Below are 18,640 nucleotides of genomic sequence, written 5' to 3'. Positions count from 1 at the left end.
TCATGACGTGGCGGTGCGGCCGGCAGCGAGCAGCTTCCTGATCTCCCGGTGGAACACCTGATTGGCAACCTCATTGCGGCCCAGTAACATTCCGCCGGCATCGGCACTTCCCATGCCCTGCTGGGAGTCGCGAAGCAGCGGGAAGTCCTCTTCGTGCAGCACGGTCAGCAGGATCTGCCAGTTCTTGTCCCACCGGTTCTGCCAGTGCGCTTCTTCGATGCCGGATGCCTCCACCGAGGGCACCATCAGACGCTGCTCCATCCGCGACCGGGTGGGGTCGCTCGGATGCGGCCGGAACGTCAGCAGCTGGAAATGATCGGGCTGGCGCAACAGGGTGCTGTTGGGCAGCAGGAAGTGCGTTTCGGTGACATAGGGGTCCAGTGGCTGATCCCCGGGGTCCTCTTCGAGCCAGCGGTCGATGGACTTGCGCGGTGCGATGAACCGGCAGTGCCTCCCGAAATCCTCGAAGGCCATCACATTGGTGTGGATGATCTTGCCCGCGGAGTTCGGGTGCGCGTACTGGATGTGGTAGCCGTCCAGGAACGCGTCCTGCATGATCTTCCAGTTTGTCGGTTCGTCGAATCCGGCCGCACGGAAGCACGTCAGTTCGTCGAGGCGATAGCCGGCGAGGATCGCGTCCATCTCCGGGCCCAACCATTCGGCAACGTTGATCGAGGCCTGTGCGTTGTCGACGAGCCAGATGAAGCCATGGCGTTCCTCGCAGGGCAGTTCGACCAAACCCTGTGCGCTGCGGTCGATGTCGCCGAACGTGTTGTCCCGCGTGATCATCCGTAGCGACCCGTCAGGGTCGTAGGACCACCGGTGGTAGGCGCACGAAAAGAACCGGCACCGACCCTTCTCGTTCTGTTCCAGCAGCGCACCGCGGTGCCGGCACAGATTCACGAATGCCTTGACGCCACCGTCTTTTTGACGCACCACCAGGACGTTGTTGCGGGGCATCGTGACGGTGAGGAAGTCGTACGGTTTCGCGATCTCCGAGCCGTGCGCGACGATGGACGGCACCCGTCCGAAGACGTAGTCGCGTTCCTCCTGAGCCAGCACCGGATCGATGAACTCCTCCGCGGTGAATCCCACGACGTCGTCGAGCTTGTCAGTGGTGTCATTGCGCAATAGTTCGATCGCCCGGCGAATTCGGTCCTGGCGGGGAAGTGACGTGGTCATTGCGGTCTCACTTCTCGGGGGTGAAGGTGATCGGCATTCGGCGGCATCCCCGCACCTGGGTGGAGTGGAACACCGGGGGATCGGACTCGACGAGTCGGTAGTCGGGGATGCGTCGGTGGAGTTCCTCGAGGGCGACGGTCAGCTCGATGCGTCCGAGATGGGACCCCAGGCAGCGGTGCGGTCCGGACCCGAACGACAGGTGCCGGTTGGGAGTGCGCCCGACATCGAAGGTGGCGGGGGAGTCGAAGTACTCCGGATCCCGGTTTGCGGTGCACAGCAGGACGATCAGCTGGTCTCCCTCGGACAGCTCGACCCCGGCCAGTTCCGTGTCGCGGGTGACACGACGGCCTGCCGAGACGGCGGCCTCCATGCGGAGAATCTCTTCAACCGCCTTCGGGATCAAGGTGGGGTCGTCGATGATCGCCTGACGTTGCTCGGGATTGTTGACCAAGTGCACGATCGACCACGCGAGCGACCCTTGGACGGTGTGCAGGCCCCCCATGAGGAGCAGAAAGAACATCCGGAACAGTTCTTCGTCGGTGAGCAGGCGGGTGCCGTCGGGAAGTTCGACCTCGGTGTGGATCAGTGTCGAGGTGGCGTCATCGCCGGGGTTGGCCCGTCGATCGGCGATCACCGTGCTGAAGTAGCCGGCGATCGTCATCGCCGCCATCATGATGGCCTGGTCGGATTCCTCCTTGGTGCCGCCGGGCTTGCCGAACAGCACCGTGTCGGTGGCTTCGGTGAACATCGGGGCATCCGCGAGGGGCCAGTCCATCAGTGCCAGAAAGACTCTCGCGGGCAGTTCATGAGCGAATTCTTCAACGAACTCTGCGTGTCCCGTGGCGGCGAATCCGTCGATCAGCTCGTTGACCACGTCACGGATCTCGTCGGCCAGCCGCTTCATGCGCTGAGGGCTGAACAGCGGTTGCAGGGCGTGGCGGTAGGCGGTGTGCTCCGGCGGATCGAGCTCCAGCGGGATGAACCGGCCGAAGTCGGCCGGAGTGACCAGGTTGTTCGGATAGCTGGAGAAGGTGTCGGTATCGGTCAGGACGTCGTGGATTTCCTTGTAGCGGGTGATGATCCAGTGCCCGCCGTGCGCGGTCGAGTAGACGACCGGTCCGATGGCTGCGAGTTCGGCCATCTTGTCCTGCATGACGTCGACCGGTTCGGCAAGGGTCGGATCGTAGACGTCGAAGTCGGTGACGAGGTGGCTGGGGACTTTCTCGATGGTGGTCATCCCGGGTCTCCTCAGGCGATCGGTTCGGGGTTGAGGTCCTGCGGGAACCACATCCCGACCCGGGCCAGCGTGCCACCGTCGGTGGATCCAAGGGTCACGCCTGACAGGTACGCCGAGTCATCAGAGACCAGGAACAGTGCCACCTTGGCGTTGTCGATAAGTGACGGCGGACGCTTGAGTTTCAGCGGAATCGGCGAGACGGTCGGGTTCCACTCACCGGCTGACTCCTCGTAGGACATGCCGACCACCGGCGAGCCGGGCGGCAGCAGGAAGTTGGGGGACATGCCGTGCGTCGGGGCGATCGCATTGACTCGGATCCCGTAGCGGCCCAGATCCAGGCTGAGTGCCCTTACCAGTCCGTTGACCCCGGCTTTGGTAGCGCAGTACATCGGGATGTTCGGGTAGGCGGCCAATGAGGCGGCCGAGGAGGTGGCCAGGATGGTGCCGCCGCCGTTGGCCTTCAGGTGCGGTACCGCGGCCTGCGCCGTGTAGATCACTCCGGTGAGGTTGACACCGAGGACGTCATTCCAGTCGTCCTCGGTCATGTCCTCAAACAGGACCTCCTGCTCGAGGCCCAGAGCGGCCGCGCCGCCGCGGGAGACGATGCCTGCGTTGGCCCAGACGATGTCGAGCTTGCCGTAATGCGCGGCGGCCTGGTTGACAGCCTCGGTGATCTGGGTCTTGTCCGACACGTCGGCGGTCATCGCGATGGCGTCGCCGCCGTCCTCGGTGACGAGCTTGAGGGTCTGCTCAGCGCGGTCGCCGTCGATGTCGATGATCGCCACCTTGGCGCCCTCGGCAGTGAACAATTGCGCGCACTGCCGTCCCAGGCCCGATCCGGCTCCGGTGATGACGGCGACTTTGCCTTCGAGTCTCATGCCTTGGTCTGCTCCTCGTGGATGACGGTTGTCGCGCTCTGCCGAGCTGCCACCCGTCAGTTGGATTCTTTCCGGTCGTGTGATCTGGGACACCCGGTCACAGAAACCTTACGTGTGTAGGTTTAAAGCGTCAATCGCCGGTATCCGTGATGATCAGCGCCGCCTCCGGGCAGGCGGCTGCTCCGGCCAGGGTGAGTTCTTCATCGCCCGGCGCGACGACGTGCTCCTCGAGGATGCAGTAGCCCTCATCGTTGATCGGGAACAGTTCTGGTGCAACGGCATAGCACTGCGCGTGACCGTTGCACCTACCGGATTCCAGACTGACTCTCATGCCACCTCTCCGTCGCTTCACGGCGACTATAAATCTACGGCCATTAGTTTTTCAAGCGTGGTTGGCATCTATGCGCCCTCATGTCGGCGAAGTGCTGAAAACTTATCGCTGTAGGTAATAGAGTTGCTTGGTGATGCCTTCGGGTGTGGATCAATGAGGTGGTGGCTATGACGGCGGGTATCGATCGGCCGACGGGTATCAACGTGTACTGCCCGGGTGACGGCCGCCTGGTCGGTGCCGTCCCCGACATGGATGCAGAGGCCATCGGCGAGGTCTGCGCGGAGTTGCGCAGTGCGCAACCGGCTTGGGAGGCATTGGGGCCGGGTGGCCGCGCGACATGGCTGCTGCGGTGGCTGGATTGGTTGCTCGATAACGAACAACGGATCTTGGAGCTGGTGCAGTCCGAGACCGGGAAGTCCTGGGCGGACGCGTCGATGGAGATGGCGGTCGCCATCGACGTGATCAACTACTTCACCAGGAACGCCGAGAAGTTCCTGGCCGACCGCGTGGTCAAACCCGCTGGGATCGCCAACTCTGTGCGCAGGCTGCGGGTACAGGTTCGGCCATATCCGCTCGTCGGTCTGATCACCCCGTGGAACGGGCCGCTGGGCGGGCCGATGATGGATGTCGTCGGAGCGCTCGTCGCCGGCGCCGCGGTGATCTCCAAGCCGTCGGAGGTGACTCCGCTGACCTGGGCAGAGGTCACGCGTGGCTGGCGGGATGACATCGGGGCGCCACCGGTTCTGGCGTGTGTCACCGGTGGTGGCAGTGCCGGGGCGGCGGTGGTCGACTGCGTCGACATGGTGATGTTCACCGGCTCGGTGCGGACCGGCCGTGCCATCGCCGTGCGGTGCGCCGAACGGCTGATCCCCTGCAGCCTTGAGCTCGGCGGCAAGGATCCGATGATCGTGCTCGCCGATGCGGATCTGGAGCGCGCCGCCGGCGCTGCGGTCTGGGGGTCGATGACCAACGCCGGGCAGGCCTGCATCAGTGTCGAACGGGTGTATGTCGAGGCAGCGGCGTATGACCAGTTCGTGTCGTTGGTGACGCAGAAGGCGGCTGCGCTTCGGCAGGGTATGGACTCGCCGGGCAGCTTCAGCTGTGACATCGGCGCCATGGTGACCGCGTCCCAGGCGGACGTTGTCCAACGCCATGTCGACGACGCCGTCGCGAAGGGGGCACGGTTGCTGCTGGGTGGCTCGACCCAACCCGGGGGCAGGTTCTTCGAGCCGACGGTTCTGGTGGACGTCGATCACTCGATGGCGTGTATGCGCGAGGAGACGTTCGGTCCCACCATCGCCATCATGGCCGTGAAAAACGAGGACGAGGCGATCGCCCTCGCCAATGACAGCGAGTACGGACTGAGTTCGAGTGTGTGGACGCGTGATCGACGAAAGGCAGCTCGGCTGACCCGGCGCATCGAGGCGGGGTCGGTCTCGGTCAACAATGCGCTCGTGGCCACCTTCCAGCTCCCCATCCCGATGGGCGGTTGGAAGAATTCCGGCATGGGCACCCGTTTTGGCGGGGCGCGCGGCGTGTTGAAGTACTGCCGTGAGCAATCCGTGGTGGAGGAGCGCTTCGCGCTGAAGTCCGAACCGCTGTGGTATCCGGTCAGGCCGGTGAAGTCTCGAGCAATCGCCAGAATCGCGCGCATGCTCGGTGCGCACGACTGGCGCAGGCGTTTCGGGCGGCCGCGACGATGACTCTGCAGCAGATGCCCCACACCTATACTGTGCCGATGGCGCGGGTTGGCTGGGTGGGCTGACATGGCGCGACCATCCAAGCCGCTGATCAGCCGTGCGGCAGCGGTGCAAGCCTCCATCGAGATCATCGACAGCGAGGGGTTGGACGCCTTCAGTCTGCCCCGGCTGGCCAAGCACATGGGCGTCCAGGCCCCGTCGCTGTATCACCACTTCGCCGACAAGACCGAAATCCTCAACGCGATCGCGCGGTACATCGGCGGCAAGTCGGTGACCAAGCCGCGGCGTGCGCCAGGGCCGGACTGGCCCGAGTACTTCGTGACGCTGGGGCTGAACTTCCGGCAATCCGTTCTGCGGCATCGCAACGCCGCCCCGATCCTGGTGGAGTATCTGCCCCGGGAGACACTCGTTGGCAGCTTCGAGGACGCCGCCCGATTCCTCAGTGACTCCGGGGTTCCGGTCGAGCTTCACGTCGAGATCCTCGACGGTATTGAGACGCTGTGCATCGGTGCGGTACTCGTGGAGGCGGTGCGGGGCCCGCGGGGCAGGGAAGCCGCCTTCTCGGCTGCCGACCCAGTCGAGCACCCGCATCTCACCAAGGCGCTGGCGGCCAATGAACGCACGGCCAAGGAGCTGTTCGCGGAACGGATTCGCAGCTTCCTCTCTGGAGTCGTGCACGGCTGACAGATCGTGCATCGCGCGATCTACCTCTTGACTTGTCTCCTTAATCTAGTAGAGATTAAATTTTGACGAAGGGATTTCTCATGACGCGCGGGATTGAACGCACCATGGCGCTGTGCGGGGCGGCATTTGTCGTGCTGCTGTTCCCGGCGATCGTCATCACGGGGCTTTTGCCGCCGATCTCACCTATGCGCACCGCCCAGCAGGTCGCCGACTTCTGGTCCACTGATACCGGGCTCAAGCGATTCGGCCTGGTCATCCTGCTGGCGGCAGCAGGCCTACAGGCGCCGTTCGGTGCACTGATTGCGATCCGGATCCGGCAGATGGAGGGTGGACGGCACTCGGCGCTGGCCTATACCCAGCTGGTGGCCACCGGAATGGCGGTGGTGGCGATCCTGTTGCCCACGTTCGCCTTCGCGGCCGCCTCGTATCGGCCCGAACGGGACCCGGAGATCACCCAGGCGCTCAACGATCTCGGGTGGCTCCCGTTCGTGATGAACTGGCCGGCCGCCACCATTCAGTGCCTGGCCATCGGGTTTGCGATCTTCGGTGCCGCCACGAGCGTCTGGCCGCGGTGGCTGGGCTACTTCAACGTCTGGTGTGCCTTCATCTTCGCCGCCGGCGGGTTGGTCGTGCTCTTCAAGGACGGCGTCTTCGCGTGGAACGGGCTGCTGGCCTTCTGGCTGGTCGCGGTGTTCTTCGGCGCCTGGTTCCTGGTGATGTCGTGGCAACTCTGGTCGAGCATCCCGGGCGCCGCCGATGACATCGAACATCGGCCAGCGCAGCGCTCGGCGGTGTCATGACGGTACTGAATGGCGCGGCTCCGCCTGGAACGCGGCAGCGCAGGATCCCCGGCGAAGAGGGCATCTGGGTCTTCGTCCTGGGCGACATGACCGTATTCGCCCTGTTCTTCGGAACGTTCATGTACTCGCGCGGCAAGAACCGCCAGGCTTTCGCCCAGGGGCACAGCGAACTGCATCTCGCCCTCGGTACCGTCAACACGGTTCTGTTGCTGGGTAGCTCATTGCTGGTTGCGCTCGCAGTCCATCACGTGCTCGCCGGCCGAAATACCCAGGCGCCAAGTCTGTTTACCGGCGCCCTGAGCTGTGGTGTCGGCTTCGTGGTCGTCAAGGTCGTCGAGTGGACGGCGCTGTTCCGGGCAGGCAAGGGTGTCGGAAGCGGCGAGTTCTTCTCCTACTACTTCGTCTTCACCGGCATCCACCTCATGCACGTCCTCATCGGACTGGTGATCGTCAGCCGATTGATCACCATGACACGCCGCCCCGCGCTCGAGGCCAAGCAGATCCAGCTATGCGAGAGCGGGGGAATCTTCTGGCACATGGTCGACCTGCTGTGGGTTGTCCTGTTCGCGCTCTTCTACCTGGTGAGGTGAGGATGACGACCACTCGTCGGTTGACGTTGGTATGGGTTGCGTTGATGGCACTGACTTTTGGCTCGTTCGCGGTCGGTATCGAGCAGGGCAGGAACTTCGCCGATGTCGCCGCGATCGTGATCGTCGCGATCGCGCTCTTCAAGGTGCGCCTGATCGGCCTGCACTTCATGGACCTGCGTGTCGCGCCGGTGGCACTACGGGCCGTGTTCGAGGGCTATGTGCTTGCGGTGTTCCTTGCCCTGGTGATCCTCGACCTGGCGGTCAAACCCTGAAGTGAACATACATTCATACTTGAAATAGCGTTCATGCACGGCTACGGTACTGGGACAGCCGACCGCTCCCAGTGCCGTGGAGGACCACACCGCCGTGCTTACCTATTTGCCTGCCGCGCCTGCGATTCCAGCGCATCCGACCACGCCCATGCCGTTCGTGCCCGAGATGATCTTCACCGTCTTTCTCGGCATCCCAGTGCTTGTCGGCGCCTTCTTCGCCATCAAGCATCTGCTGACCGGCCGTGGGCCGCTGCTCGCCTTCTGCTTGATCGGCGGCGGTATCGCGTGCCTGTTCGAACCGATCGTCGACACCCTGGGGCTGTGCTACATCCGCCAGGGGGCGGTCACGACGACGTTCTCGTCCATGGGCCGCGACTTCCCGCTGTTCATCAACTTCGTCTACATCTGGTACGTCGGGGGCCTGGCCTATCTGGCCTTCCGCATCTATCAGACCGGCGTGACGCGCAAGGCCGTCTTCCAGCTGTACTTGATCGACGTCTTCATCAACATCTGGCTCGAGAGTCCCGGTGTGCTGATGGGTGCGTACGAGTACTACGGGCCCCAGCCGCTCAATTTCTGGGGGCTTCCGTTGTGGTGGGTATGCGTCAACCCGTTGATGCCGATGACGGCCGGCGCGCTCATCTACCGGATGAGCCCGCACCTGCCGGGGTGGCGGTTGGCCCTCGTCATCGCCTTCATCCCGATGTCAGACGGCATGGCCAATGGTGCGGCGGCCTGGCCGGTATGGACGGCGTTGAATCTGGACGCCTCGTTGTGGGTCACTCACTTCGCCTGGCTGGTCACCCTCGGGTTGGCGCTCACCGCGGTGTGGATCCTGTCCTTCGTCGTCGCGAAGCCGGATGACCAAGTCTTCATCAAGACCAAGACGGGCATTCTCAAAGCGGCTATCTTCGGTGGCTCGACGTCGAAGGCCCCCGAAGCGGCAACCGTCTAGCTATGTTCAGCGGCAACGACTTTGGCGACCACCGCCGCGGCGTCCTGCGGTGTGAGGCCGAGCGCGGTGAGCGAGACCTGAGCGAAGGCGCGTTCGGCATTCGGGCCGTGCCGACCGTCCAGAATCTCCCGGATGAGCGCGAGCGCCCCGCCGAAGATCGCCGTGAGCAGCACCTCGATGTCCGGCACCGTGAATCGGCCGGTCGCGATCCCGCGTTCGACGGCCGCGCGTGCGTGCGGGTGCAACGCGTCGCCGAACACCGCCTCGGAATGGCTGATGTTGATGATCAACCGGGCGAAGTCCGGCTCGTTGCGTGCCAGCCGGATCACCCTGAGATTGGCCAGCGCGACAACCTCGGCCGCATCGGCTGCTTCATCGGCATTGCTGACGATGGCCGACGCCAAGTCGGACAGGCTCTCGGTGATGACGGCTTCGAGGAACTCCTCTTTGGAGGCGAAGTAGTTGTAGAACGACCCGAGGGCGATGTCGGCTTCCTCGGTGATCTCTTGAATACGCAGTCCCGGAACACCTTTGGCGGCGATCAGGACTCGGCCCGCATCGAGAAGCTGTCGGCGGGTTCGCTGCCGAAGGCGTTCGGTCCGGCTCGGCTTGGCGGTGTTCGGCACCGTCACATTCTCCAACATGAATCAACTTTCATACGTGAGACTAAGTTCATTCAACGTTACTCTGACGGCGTCGTTGCGAAGTGGATCTCGACGGAGAGGAATCCATGAAGACTGATGGGGCAGCTGCCTACATCGCTGTTCGTTCCGGCGAGACGGATCTCCTGGTTCCCTTGCCGGAGCCCGGTGAGCAGTGGGATCCACACACCATTCACACGCATTACTTCGGCTTTTCGGTGCCAGAAGCCGCGATCGGTGCCTTCGTGTACATCCGCTACCAACCTGCCTTCCCGCTGTCCCAGGGCGGTGTCTGTGTCTTCCAGGGAAACGACAACGTCGAACTGACCGACATCGCGTTCCTGGACTACGAGATGACCATGCCCTGGCCTCACATCGACGCGAACACCATCACAACGGACAACGGACTCTCCATTGAATTCCTCGAGCCCGGGCGAACAGCGCGGCTGCGCTACACCGCGGCTGACGGTGCGTTGTCCTTCGATGTGGTGGCAGAGGCAGTGACGCCACTACTCGCCCGCGGCCACGTCATGCCGGGGGAGGACGATCACCACGACCGGCTCCGGGAGCCTGGCGGCAGTGAGCAGTTCATGCGGGTCACCGGTCAACTGCGACTGAATGGTTCGGACTTTGCTGTTGACTGCTTCGCTCCACGTGACCGGTCATGGCGGCAGGTCCGAGTGGAGAAACGCGGCGCTGTTCCGAGTCCGCCGGTCGGGTGGTCTCCGATGTACTTCGGACCGGACCTCATCTTCAATCAGATCAGCTTCGAGCCTCTCGACACCGAGCCGCGGTGGAAGGGACTCTACGACGTCGGAAATCGACCATCGCATCACTTTGCCTGGCTGATCAGGGATGGCGAGACCCGCGCCATCACGTCGGTACGCAGGGATGTCGGCGAATACCATCCGCGAATCCACATGGCTGCGCGCCAAGAGATCACCGCCGTCGACGACCGCGGTGAGCACTACCGCTTCCGCGGTCAGGCAATTGCCAGCGCCTCACTTCCGGCATGGCCCAACGTGTCCTTTCACGACAGCGTCTACCGCTGGGAGGACGACGAGGGTCGCGTCACCTATTGCACATACCAGGAGATCTGGTTCGACACCTATCAGAAGGCGATGGTCAGCCGTCTGTCGTCGGGTAGCAAGGCCTAGAGGAGATACTTATGGCGCTGAAGAATGCCATCGACACCGAGGTGGCCGCACAGCGGCTGGCGGTCTGGTTGCAGGCGAAAATCCCTGATGCCCAGAATGTTCGGGTAACCGACCTGTTCGTCCCGCCGTCAGCCGGGTTGTCGAACGAGACGGTTCTGTTCGCCGCATCGTGGGAGCAGGGTGCCGACTTCGTGAGCCGGGAGCTGGTGGCTCGAGTGCAGCCCGACGGACCCGGGGTGTTCCCCGCCTACGATCTGGCCAAGGAAGCGCGGGTGATCGGTGCGCTGGGCTCCGGAACTCAGGTCGCGGTTCCGGAGGTGCTGTTCTTCGAGGATGATCCCGCCGTATTCGGTAGCCCCTTCCTGGTGATGCAACGGGTCGCCGGGCAGGTGCCGTCGGACGATCCGCCGTTCACCGCCGCCGGCTGGGTCCTGGATCTCGCCCCTAAACAGCGGACACGTATGTGGCACAACAGCCTTGACACACTCATCGGTATCCACGGGGCCGACTGGCACGCGCTGGGACTGCAGTTTCTGGATACCGACGCCAACGGCAGTGGACTCGACGCGCATCTGGCCTCGTGGCGGGAGACCTTCACGTGGGCCGCTGAGGGTGAGCCCAATCCGACCATCGAGAGCGCCCTGGACTGGTTGGAGACCAACCGGCCGGCCGTCGACCTGCCGAAGGTCCTCAACTGGGGTGATGCCAGGGTCGGCAACATCATCTTCACCGAGGAATTCGACGTTGCAGCAGTGTTGGATTGGGAGATGGTGGGTTTGGGTGCCCGGGAGGTCGACCTCGGCTGGTGGCTGTTCCTGATGCGCCATCACACTGAGGGGATTGGACTACCGCTGCCAGAAGGCATCCCGGATCGTGAGCAGACACTCGACTACTACCAGGACCGGTCGGGGTACACGCCACTCCACGTGGAGTACTTCGAAGTGCTTGCCGGGGCCAAACTCTCGATCATCATGGTGCGTGCCGCGCATATGATGATCGCCCTTGGCTTGTTGCCGGCCGACAATCCCATGGCGCTCAACAACCCGGCAAGCCAGTTGCTCGCAGCGTTGCTCGACCTGCCCGCACCGACCGGAGCTACCACCTCGTTCATCGGAAACCGGTAGTCGTCGGCATGGCGCAGGACATGGCTCAGCCGATGAACCTGGAGGGACGGTCCGAGTCGCCTCAGGTGGCCAACCGGGCTGGCACGGTGTCGATCTGGGCGATCGTTGGTGTCGCATGGATCCTGTTTATCGGACAGGCGTGGACGCGGTGGATTGCCTCGGACACCCAGTTCGGTCCGGCACCGGTCTTTGGTCCCGATCGCTTCGACGGGGCAGCGCTGCTGACGCTGCGGGTGATCGAGATCGTCAGTCTGCTGATCGCCGCCGCGACGATCTGGGTGTTCCTGCTGAAACCCCTGATCGCCACGCGTCGATTGACCCTCGACGGGATGATCGTCGTCGGCTCACTGCTCGCGTCCGGGATCGACCCACTCATCAACTACTTTCACTACACGTTCGCCTGGAACGCCCACGCCTTCAATCTGGGGTCGTGGTTGGCATTCTTCCCGCTCCACCAGGGACCCACGCGGTATGCGGAAGGTTTGGCCTGGTTCGTTCCGCAGTATCTGTACCTGGGAATCGGCCTGGCCGCCATCGAGTGCCGCATCATCATCGCGTTGCGCCGACGCTACCCCGCGATGCCCAATGTGCGGTCGTTCGCCATCGCGTTCGCGGCGATCCTGTGTTTGGATGTCGTTCTCGAGCAGATCTTCATTCGCACCAGGGTTTATGCGTTTCCCCGCACATGGGAGACGTTGACACTGTTCGCGGGGACTCCCTACCAATTCCCGGTGTACGAGAGCCTCTTCGTGGCTGTCTACGCAGCGGGATTCACGGCGCTACGGATGTCGGCACATGACAGTCCCGATGGCTTGCCCTTCCTGCATCGCGGCGCCGAACGTTGGGCGCCGCGATTGCGCACCCCCATCATGTTGTTGGCCACGATCGGGTTCTGCGCGGTGTGGGCGGCAGTCGCCTACTTCATCCCGTGGAGTTGGATGTCGGTCAATCCGGACTCCATCATCACGCCGCCGTCATACATGTTGCCGGGACCACAGTGAGCTTCCACCACTCGACTTCAGACAGCTCGACATACCGAGAGGATTGACACGTCATGTTCGGAGATGGATTCCCGGGAACCCCGAATCCGCCCACGGAGACTGACTTCTTGATCGTGGGTGCGGGTCACAACGGACTGACCGCCGGCTGCTACCTGTCGAAAGCGGGGCACCGGGTGACGATCGTGGAGGCATCGCCGTTGGTGGGCGGGATGACAGCCACCAACGCCACCCTGTCGGCCGCGCCGCAGCACCGGTTCAATGAAGGCGCGATCCAACTGACCGGGATCTTCCGACTGTCCGGTGTCGCCGAAGAACTCGAACTGCACAAGTACGGCCTCCGGCAGATCGAGGTGGATCCCGCCCATGTCCAGCTTGACCCCGACGGCAGCTCACTGGCCATCTGGAAAGATGCCGGCCGCACCGCAGACGAACTGCGCAGGTTCTCGCCAAAGGACGCCAGGGCCTGGCTCGATATGGCCAACGCACTGGATCCCGCGATGGATCTTGTTGTGGCGTACATGAAGTCTCACCCACTTCGGCCCTTCAACGCCGAGATGGGCAAGGCGCTGGCGCGGGCAGTCCGGCATCCGAAGCGACTGTGGTCGTTGCGGAACATGGCCACCGCCTCGCACACCGAGTTCCTCGAGGAGACCTTCGAGACCGAACTGCCCAAGGGTGCTCTGGCCGCGATGGCGGCGTTCTCGCAGATGCGGCTCGACATGACTGCATGGGCAATGATCTATCTGGGCGTGGTGCAGAAGGTGTCGAACGCGATGCCGGTCGGTGGTACCGGCGCGCTACCCGCGGCGCTGCATCGCTGCCTTCTGGCGCATGGCGGCACGGTCCACACCGATTGTCGGGTGGGCGAATTCGTCATGTCGGGTGACCGCGTTGCGGGCGTGCGACTGGAGGATGGTCGCACCGTCACGGCACGCAAGGGCGTCATCGCCACCTGCAATCCGGTGATCACCCTCAACGAATTGCTCCCGGACGGTGTGCTCGACACCAAGCTATCCACCCGCGCCAAGGACATCCCGATCCGAAAGACCCACGCCACCTCACTCAAGATCAACGTCGCGGTGGACGGCGAGGTATCGATGCACCGGCACGAGACGTGGCGCAACGACGGGCTCGACCTTCGCAAGTACCTGGTGGCCTGGCACACCCTCGCCGAGCAGGATGCCGGCTGGAACGCGTTGGTCCGGGGCGAGTGGCCCGATCCGGTGCCGGTGAGTTGCTCGATCATCCCGTCTGCTGTCGACCCCACCCAGGCCCCGCCTGGTTCCAGCACGTTCTGGCTGTGGTCCGGTGTCATCCCGGTGACGCCCAAGGAGCCGTGGGAGGACGTGCGGGACAAGATCGGGGACTCGGTTCTGCGGGACGCGGCTCTGTACTACGAAGGCTTGGACAGCCTTGAGATCGATCGAACGGTCCTGGGCGGCCCCGACATCGAGCAGCGTTTCAATGCCCCGGCGGGCAACGTGTATCACGTCGATCCGCTCATCACCCGCTTCGGGCCGCTCAAGCCCGCCGCGGGTCTCGGTGCCTACCGGACACCGGTCGCGGGCCTCTATCTCAGTGGCGCCGGAACACATCCGGTCGGTGGGGTGTGCGCACTGCCGGGCAAGCTCGCCGCCCAGACCGTGCTGCGAGACCTCGCCGCGAAGGACGGGTAGCAGCAATGGATGCAGCCGAGTTCCGCCGGGATGTGGAACTTTCCCGCAAGATTCAGACCGTCTGTGCCTGGTGTGGGCCGGTGTTCGTCGTCCTGCTGTTCGGCGGCTGGGGACTGATGGGCGGCTTCATCCCGCTCATCCCTGCGACCTACAGCGCCGAGCAGGTGGCCCACGCTTACGGCAATGGGGTTAACCTGCATCGCCTCGGCGCGCTGTTAGGCCTGATCGGCATCTTCCTCACGGTGCCGTTCTTCTTCGCGATCAGCATGCAGATGCGGCGGGCCGAGCGTCGAGTCCCGAGCCTGGCCATCCTGCAGTTTGCCTCGGGGCTGATCGTTACCGTCGTCCTGATCATCCCGGTGCTGCTGTTCATCGGCGGGTTGTTCCGGCCCGAACGGCCTGCGGAACTGACCAAACTTGTCAACGATCTGTCCTACGTGATGCTCATCCTGCCGTGGCCGCCCATCCTCGGTCAGTTGGGATCGCTCGCAACCGCGATCTTCACCGACAAGAATCCCCGCCCGGTGTTCCCGCGCTGGTTCGGCTACCTCAATCTGTGGGTCGCGCTGCTGCTACTTCCCGCGAGCATGATCATCTTCTTCAAGAGCGGTCCGTTCGCCTGGACGGGTCTCATCGGATTCTGGATACCGGCAGCCGTTTTCGGTGTCTGGTATCTCGTCACGGCGTGGCTGGTATTCCGCGCGATCAAGGATGAGGCTGCGGCAGACTACAACTCGGCCGGAAACGGGTCGTTGGGCCCACTGGAGTAGGGATCGTCGACGAGCGCGGCTCGGCGACGCTCGCGGCGCAGCCGGTCTTTGAGTGCACCTAATCGACCGCCCTTGTCCTCCAACCGGAACTGCTTGAGCATCGTGCGAGCCGCGTTCTGGCCCGGCATCCCGCTGATCCCGGCAACAGGATGGGTTCCCGAACCGGTCAGGAAGAGCCCCTCGACCGGAGTGCGGTATCCCGCGAAGCCGGCTACCGGCTTATTGGGACCGAACCTGCTGATCGTCGGATCGACGTGGTACACCGAACCGTCGATGGCCCAGAAGCGTTCCTCGATATCGGGAAGCACCAGTGGTCGGACCGCAACCTGCAGGTCCTCGACACCCTTGTAGTACTCGTCGGCGTCCTTGATGATGCTGTCGGTGATCTTCTTTCGGGCTACGTCCCAGCCCTCCTCGGGGAAGGACGGTGTGAGACCGGTCCAGAACCACCAGAGGTCCTTGCCCGGGGGTGACATCGAGGGATCGAAGGCGTTGGTCACCTGTGCCAGGCCGGGGATCGCGTCGGGAACCTGGCCACGCACACAGGCCTTAGCAGCTTCCTTGGCCTGCTCGTAGGTGTGGTAGCAGTTGCAGGCCAACCGCAGATCGATCCCGTCGCCACGCCACTTCTCATGCTTGGACATGTCCACCCGCCCCGACAGTGCGACATTGACTTTCGCGTCGGCGATACCGCGTTTTCGGGTCGGGATGTGATCGGCGGCGACCTGCTTCTTGTGCTCCAGGATTCCGCGCGGCAGGAGTTTGGTCAGGGTCGTCTTCGGGCTGCACGCGGTGAGTACGCCACGGCGGGAGCGAATCTCGGTGCCACCGCGGACCCGAACACCGACGCAGCGGTTGTGCTCGATGATGAGTTCTTCGACGGGGGAGTTCGTCACGATGTCTCCGCCGTTGTCCTTGATCACTCCAATGAGTGCCTTGGGCAGGGAACCGGTCCCGCCGTGGAACATAGCGACGCCGTACTTGGAGAGCACGCCCAGATAGATCAGCGACCAGCCGGACAGGTCGGCGTCAAACGGCATGAACGGTAGCGAGGTGAGCAGAGGGGCGCGGATCATGTCGTGCTCGAAGCTCTCCTCGACCGCCTCGGTCTGCGAACTCGCCATCCAGCGACCGATGGCGCTGAGCTGTTTGCGGTTCTTGGCAACACCCCTGGCGGCCTTCAGGATTGCGGAGATGTCAGGCGTGACGACATTGGTCTGCATCATCGGCAGACCGATCTCGACCGCCGCGTCGATGACCTCGTACAGCTCGATGAGAGCGCGGGCGTCCTTCTTGGAGAAGTACTCCAACTCGGCTGCGGTCTTGCGCGGGTCACGCCACAGGCCCAGTGAACTCCCATCGGCGGCGAGCTGGAAGTGGGCCGGATCGATCACCGTCTGTCGCAGCCCGTACCGAGTCGACAACTCGAGGTCGTCGTTGATCGTGGTCGTGCGGAACAGCGAGGCCTGGATGGAGGCCTCGTTGATGGTGTACTCCGGGGCCTCCGGAGCGAACGAGTTCGTCGACGTCATACCGCCGGCGGTCGCGGCCGCTTCCACAACCAGGACGTTGAGTCCGGCTTTGGCCAGATAGGCCGCGGCGACCAGACCGTTGTGGCCGGAACCGACGACGACGACATCGGCTTCACGAGGGGGCTGGGCAGTTCCAGACATGAATGATCCTCAACAGATAGTGCTCACAGGGTGGTGGCCGAAACGCGATGGGCCGGGGCGATTCTCGTCGCCACCGACCCACCGCGTCGTGGGTCAGATTGACGCCGCTGGCTCGCGGTTGCGGGGCCCGCCGTCGAAGGTGATCGTCGGGCCGACCGGGACGGCCTGAGACGGATCCTCGGGATCGACCGCGATCCCGTCGCCCGGCTTCACGCCACCCTCCTCGCACATCTTGCGCCACAGTTCCGCGCGGCCCCGGCGGGTCGGGATGAACTTGCCGTAAGCGAAGACTCGCCAGAACGTCCACTTGGGAGCCGGCAGTGTGTTGGGACGGCCGACCAGCCGGTGCAGGATGAACATCCAGCCGACCATCATGGCCATCATGACAGCGGCTCCCAGCCAGCGCACCGGGGTCGGCAACGTGGAGTTGTGAATCAGGATGTGCGGGAATCCGACGCCGAAGTAGGCGACCATCATGCCGAACGGAGCCACCAGCAGGAGCAGCAGTTGTTGTGCGCCTTTGAGTCTCGGAACTGCGAAAGCCAGGATGGCGCCGATCGTGACGAACGAGCCGCCATTGATGAAACCCCACCAGTACGGGAAGCCCAGGAAAGTGAACGGTTGCACGCCGTAGTAGAGGTAGGTGCCGAGGTTGATACCGATGGTTTCCATGACCGCGTCGGTGACAATGCCCATGCCCAGCAGCATCACGAAGGTCGATGCGTGCGCGCCATTGCGGATCACGAAGTAGCAGAAGTAGGCCTCGAGTCCCAGGAACGCCACATAGCACGGTGGAATCAGCAGCGGGACAGTGATGCCGAAGTTGGTGAAGGCCGGCATGAGATTGTTCGCCCAGTGCAGATGGCCGAGTAGATCGAGCATCGGCTCGAGCAGGCTGCAGATCAAACCACTAGCCATCACGATCAGCGGGACGAAGTTGCGGCTCTTGACCGCGGCCCTGATCGCCCAGGGCAAGGCCAGCACCATCACCAAGGCGCCGGCGATGAGGATGAATGCGATCTCGGCGCCCAAGCTGGCGCTGAAGTTGCCGGGAGCCGGCTGGATATTGGGCGGCCAGCCCTGGCCCTGAATGAGGGGCGACCATGTCGCGCTCAACATGGGACTCATCGGTGTGTCCTCTCGTGGTGATCTCGGACGCGCATGCCCGTGACATGCGGTTTTCTCCCTGACAGCCGGTATCGGCTGGTGTGGACCAGCTCACACTAACACCGTGTCTAGACATTGTGTATACCTCATTTGAAATCGGATTAGATTTCTGCGCGGGGGTGCGGGATGGTCGCTGCGAGCGACGGTAAGGTGACGCAGATGACGGAGCCCACGCGTCGACCACGATCGGTAGATCTCAACGGAGTACCTGCGGTCGATGCCATGTACGCCGCGACGGCTCGGCTGATGGAGCGTGAGGCATTCGCTGATATCAGCGTGGCGCAGATTCTCACCGAGGCGAACGTGTCGCGGGCGACCTTCTACTTCTACTTCTCGTCGAAGTTCTCGGTGCTGGCCGGTCTGCTCGAGGCGGCGATGGAAGACATCTTCAGAACAGTGCAACCATTTCTGGAACGCTCGCCCGAGACCCCACCGTCGATTGCCCTGGAGCGCAGCATCCGCGCGGTGACGCATGCATGGCATCGGCATCGCTCGGTCTTGCAGGCGGCCAACCAGCACTGGCACAGCGAGGCCGCACTGCGGACGCTGTGGCTCGCTGTCGTCGAGCGGTTTGTCGCCGCCGGCGCCGTTGAGATCGATCGAGAACGGGAGGCCGGCCTGATCACCTCGGATCTGCCGAGCCGCACCCTTGCCGCCACACTCTTCTGGAGCACAGAACGGGTGCTGCATATCGCCGGTATGGGGGTTGATCCTGAACTGACCGACGAGGAATCAATGGTCGGTCCACTGGTGGCGATGTGGAACGGCACGCTCTACGGCAACTGAGCAGTTCGAGTTTCAC

General features: G+C 63.6%; 19 protein-coding genes. 12 read left to right on the top strand and 7 right to left on the bottom strand.

Translation table 11 applies throughout. The annotated features are described in order from the left end of the window. From BN3385_RS25835 to BN3385_RS25820, 4 genes are all read right to left on the bottom strand, one after another. Positions 1-1,182 (bottom strand): aromatic ring-hydroxylating oxygenase subunit alpha, encoded by a 1,182-nt coding sequence (locus BN3385_RS25835; RefSeq protein ID WP_059021238.1) that lies wholly within the window; start codon positions 1,180-1,182, stop codon positions 1-3. Positions 1,183-1,189: 7 nt separating this feature from the next. Next, entirely contained in the window at positions 1,190-2,419 is a 1,230-nt protein-coding gene (locus BN3385_RS25830) for a cytochrome P450 (RefSeq protein WP_059021236.1), read from the bottom strand. Positions 2,420-2,430: 11 nt separating this feature from the next. Beyond that, positions 2,431-3,297 carry an SDR family NAD(P)-dependent oxidoreductase gene (locus BN3385_RS25825; protein WP_059021234.1) on the bottom strand — a complete coding sequence of 289 codons (867 nt, stop codon included), beginning with the start codon at positions 3,295-3,297 and terminating at the stop codon, positions 2,431-2,433. A 130-nt stretch (positions 3,298-3,427) separates the two neighbouring features. Then, a complete protein-coding gene (locus BN3385_RS25820) occupies positions 3,428-3,628 on the bottom strand; it encodes a ferredoxin (protein ID WP_059021233.1) in 201 nt (66 codons plus the stop codon). Between the two features lie 167 nt (positions 3,629-3,795). Here BN3385_RS25820 and BN3385_RS25815 point away from each other — a divergent pair, with 167 nt between their 5' ends. From BN3385_RS25815 to BN3385_RS25790, 6 genes are all read left to right on the top strand, one after another. Beyond that, entirely contained in the window at positions 3,796-5,331 is a 1,536-nt protein-coding gene (locus tag BN3385_RS25815) for an aldehyde dehydrogenase family protein (protein ID WP_059022424.1), read from the top strand. Positions 5,332-5,394: 63 nt separating this feature from the next. After that, complete coding sequence (locus BN3385_RS25810; protein ID WP_059021231.1) at positions 5,395-6,012, top strand: TetR family transcriptional regulator; 618 nt, start codon at positions 5,395-5,397, stop codon at positions 6,010-6,012. A gap of 80 nt (positions 6,013-6,092) precedes the next feature. After that, complete coding sequence (locus tag BN3385_RS25805) at positions 6,093-6,812, top strand: hypothetical protein (protein WP_059021229.1); 720 nt, start codon at positions 6,093-6,095, stop codon at positions 6,810-6,812. Next, complete coding sequence (locus BN3385_RS25800) at positions 6,809-7,402, top strand: cytochrome c oxidase subunit 3 (RefSeq protein WP_059021227.1); 594 nt, start codon at positions 6,809-6,811, stop codon at positions 7,400-7,402. Before BN3385_RS25805 ends, BN3385_RS25800 begins: the two co-directional genes overlap by 4 nt. A 2-nt stretch (positions 7,403-7,404) precedes the next feature. Beyond that, a complete protein-coding gene (locus tag BN3385_RS25795; RefSeq protein ID WP_059021225.1) occupies positions 7,405-7,674 on the top strand; it encodes a cytochrome C oxidase subunit IV family protein in 270 nt (89 codons plus the stop codon). A 148-nt stretch (positions 7,675-7,822) separates the two neighbouring features. After that, the gene (locus tag BN3385_RS25790; RefSeq protein WP_156432884.1) at positions 7,823-8,629 is read left to right on the top strand and encodes a hypothetical protein; all 807 of its coding nucleotides are present in this window, start codon (positions 7,823-7,825) and stop codon (positions 8,627-8,629) included. Here BN3385_RS25790 and BN3385_RS25785 read toward each other — a convergent pair. Beyond that, positions 8,626-9,273 (bottom strand): TetR/AcrR family transcriptional regulator, encoded by a 648-nt coding sequence (locus BN3385_RS25785; protein ID WP_059021220.1) that lies wholly within the window; start codon positions 9,271-9,273, stop codon positions 8,626-8,628. The genes BN3385_RS25790 and BN3385_RS25785 overlap by 4 nt on opposite strands. 86 nt (positions 9,274-9,359) lie before the next feature. Here BN3385_RS25785 and BN3385_RS25780 point away from each other — a divergent pair, with 86 nt between their 5' ends. The 5 genes from BN3385_RS25780 to BN3385_RS25760 are packed head-to-tail and all read left to right on the top strand — an operon-like array spanning position 9,360 to position 14,998. Further along, positions 9,360-10,427, top strand: a complete 1,068-nt coding sequence (locus BN3385_RS25780; protein ID WP_059022423.1) for a DUF7064 domain-containing protein — start codon at positions 9,360-9,362, stop codon at positions 10,425-10,427. An 11-nt stretch (positions 10,428-10,438) separates the two neighbouring features. Continuing rightward, on the top strand, positions 10,439-11,551 hold the full coding sequence (locus BN3385_RS25775) for a phosphotransferase family protein (protein WP_059021218.1): 1,113 nt from the start codon (positions 10,439-10,441) through the stop codon (positions 11,549-11,551). Between the two features lie 20 nt (positions 11,552-11,571). Then, positions 11,572-12,552: a spirocyclase AveC family protein gene (locus tag BN3385_RS25770; RefSeq protein WP_197415274.1), complete on the top strand. Its 981-nt coding sequence runs from the start codon at positions 11,572-11,574 to the stop codon at positions 12,550-12,552. Between the two features lie 53 nt (positions 12,553-12,605). Further along, positions 12,606-14,228, top strand: a complete 1,623-nt coding sequence (locus BN3385_RS25765; protein WP_059021214.1) for a phytoene desaturase family protein — start codon at positions 12,606-12,608, stop codon at positions 14,226-14,228. Positions 14,229-14,233: 5 nt separating this feature from the next. Next, complete coding sequence (locus BN3385_RS25760; protein WP_059021212.1) at positions 14,234-14,998, top strand: hypothetical protein; 765 nt, start codon at positions 14,234-14,236, stop codon at positions 14,996-14,998. On the opposite strand, the gene BN3385_RS25755 is transcribed toward BN3385_RS25760, so the two are convergent. Together BN3385_RS25755 and BN3385_RS25750 are read right to left on the bottom strand one after the other, a co-directional pair. Further along, positions 14,956-16,671 carry a phytoene desaturase family protein gene (locus BN3385_RS25755; protein WP_059021210.1) on the bottom strand — a complete coding sequence of 572 codons (1,716 nt, stop codon included), beginning with the start codon at positions 16,669-16,671 and terminating at the stop codon, positions 14,956-14,958. The two genes, BN3385_RS25760 and BN3385_RS25755, sit on opposite strands and share 43 nt — an antisense overlap. A gap of 93 nt (positions 16,672-16,764) precedes the next feature. Next, on the bottom strand, positions 16,765-17,799 hold the full coding sequence (locus tag BN3385_RS25750) for a hypothetical protein (RefSeq protein WP_059021208.1): 1,035 nt from the start codon (positions 17,797-17,799) through the stop codon (positions 16,765-16,767). A 198-nt stretch (positions 17,800-17,997) separates the two neighbouring features. Between BN3385_RS25750 and BN3385_RS25745 the strand changes: the two genes are divergently transcribed. Then, complete coding sequence (locus tag BN3385_RS25745; RefSeq protein WP_059022422.1) at positions 17,998-18,624, top strand: TetR/AcrR family transcriptional regulator; 627 nt, start codon at positions 17,998-18,000, stop codon at positions 18,622-18,624. Positions 18,625-18,640 lie beyond the last annotated feature (16 nt).

The sequence above is a fragment of the Mycobacterium sp. M26 genome (assembly GCF_001494595.1).
Classification (GTDB): Bacteria; Actinomycetota; Actinomycetes; order Mycobacteriales; family Mycobacteriaceae; genus Mycobacterium.
Note: the sequence above shows the minus strand (reverse complement) of the source record. Positions and strands in the feature narration are given on the sequence as shown.

Excerpts from the sequence above, each read along its gene's own strand:
- BN3385_RS25815 (WP_059022424.1), top strand. The coding sequence starts at position 3,796 with ATGACGGCGGGTATCGATCGGCCGACGGGTATCAACGTGTACTGCCCG.
- BN3385_RS25775 (WP_059021218.1), top strand. The coding sequence starts at position 10,439 with ATGGCGCTGAAGAATGCCATCGACACCGAGGTGGCCGCACAGCGGCTG.
- BN3385_RS25835 (WP_059021238.1), bottom strand. The coding sequence starts at position 1,182 with ATGACCACGTCACTTCCCCGCCAGGACCGAATTCGCCGGGCGATCGAA.
- BN3385_RS25765 (WP_059021214.1), top strand. The coding sequence starts at position 12,606 with ATGTTCGGAGATGGATTCCCGGGAACCCCGAATCCGCCCACGGAGACT.
- BN3385_RS25830 (WP_059021236.1), bottom strand. The coding sequence starts at position 2,419 with ATGACCACCATCGAGAAAGTCCCCAGCCACCTCGTCACCGACTTCGAC.
- BN3385_RS25805 (WP_059021229.1), top strand. The coding sequence starts at position 6,093 with ATGACGCGCGGGATTGAACGCACCATGGCGCTGTGCGGGGCGGCATTT.
- BN3385_RS25810 (WP_059021231.1), top strand. The coding sequence starts at position 5,395 with ATGGCGCGACCATCCAAGCCGCTGATCAGCCGTGCGGCAGCGGTGCAA.
- BN3385_RS25785 (WP_059021220.1), bottom strand. The coding sequence starts at position 9,273 with ATGTTGGAGAATGTGACGGTGCCGAACACCGCCAAGCCGAGCCGGACC.
- BN3385_RS25800 (WP_059021227.1), top strand. The coding sequence starts at position 6,809 with ATGACGGTACTGAATGGCGCGGCTCCGCCTGGAACGCGGCAGCGCAGG.
- BN3385_RS25795 (WP_059021225.1), top strand. The coding sequence starts at position 7,405 with ATGACGACCACTCGTCGGTTGACGTTGGTATGGGTTGCGTTGATGGCA.
- BN3385_RS25770 (WP_197415274.1), top strand. The coding sequence starts at position 11,572 with ATGGCTCAGCCGATGAACCTGGAGGGACGGTCCGAGTCGCCTCAGGTG.
- BN3385_RS25780 (WP_059022423.1), top strand. The coding sequence starts at position 9,360 with ATGAAGACTGATGGGGCAGCTGCCTACATCGCTGTTCGTTCCGGCGAG.
- BN3385_RS25745 (WP_059022422.1), top strand. The coding sequence starts at position 17,998 with ATGACGGAGCCCACGCGTCGACCACGATCGGTAGATCTCAACGGAGTA.
- BN3385_RS25750 (WP_059021208.1), bottom strand. The coding sequence starts at position 17,799 with ATGAGTCCCATGTTGAGCGCGACATGGTCGCCCCTCATTCAGGGCCAG.
- BN3385_RS25755 (WP_059021210.1), bottom strand. The coding sequence starts at position 16,671 with ATGTCTGGAACTGCCCAGCCCCCTCGTGAAGCCGATGTCGTCGTCGTC.
- BN3385_RS25790 (WP_156432884.1), top strand. The coding sequence starts at position 7,823 with ATGCCGTTCGTGCCCGAGATGATCTTCACCGTCTTTCTCGGCATCCCA.
- BN3385_RS25820 (WP_059021233.1), bottom strand. The coding sequence starts at position 3,628 with ATGAGAGTCAGTCTGGAATCCGGTAGGTGCAACGGTCACGCGCAGTGC.
- BN3385_RS25760 (WP_059021212.1), top strand. The coding sequence starts at position 14,234 with ATGGATGCAGCCGAGTTCCGCCGGGATGTGGAACTTTCCCGCAAGATT.
- BN3385_RS25825 (WP_059021234.1), bottom strand. The coding sequence starts at position 3,297 with ATGAGACTCGAAGGCAAAGTCGCCGTCATCACCGGAGCCGGATCGGGC.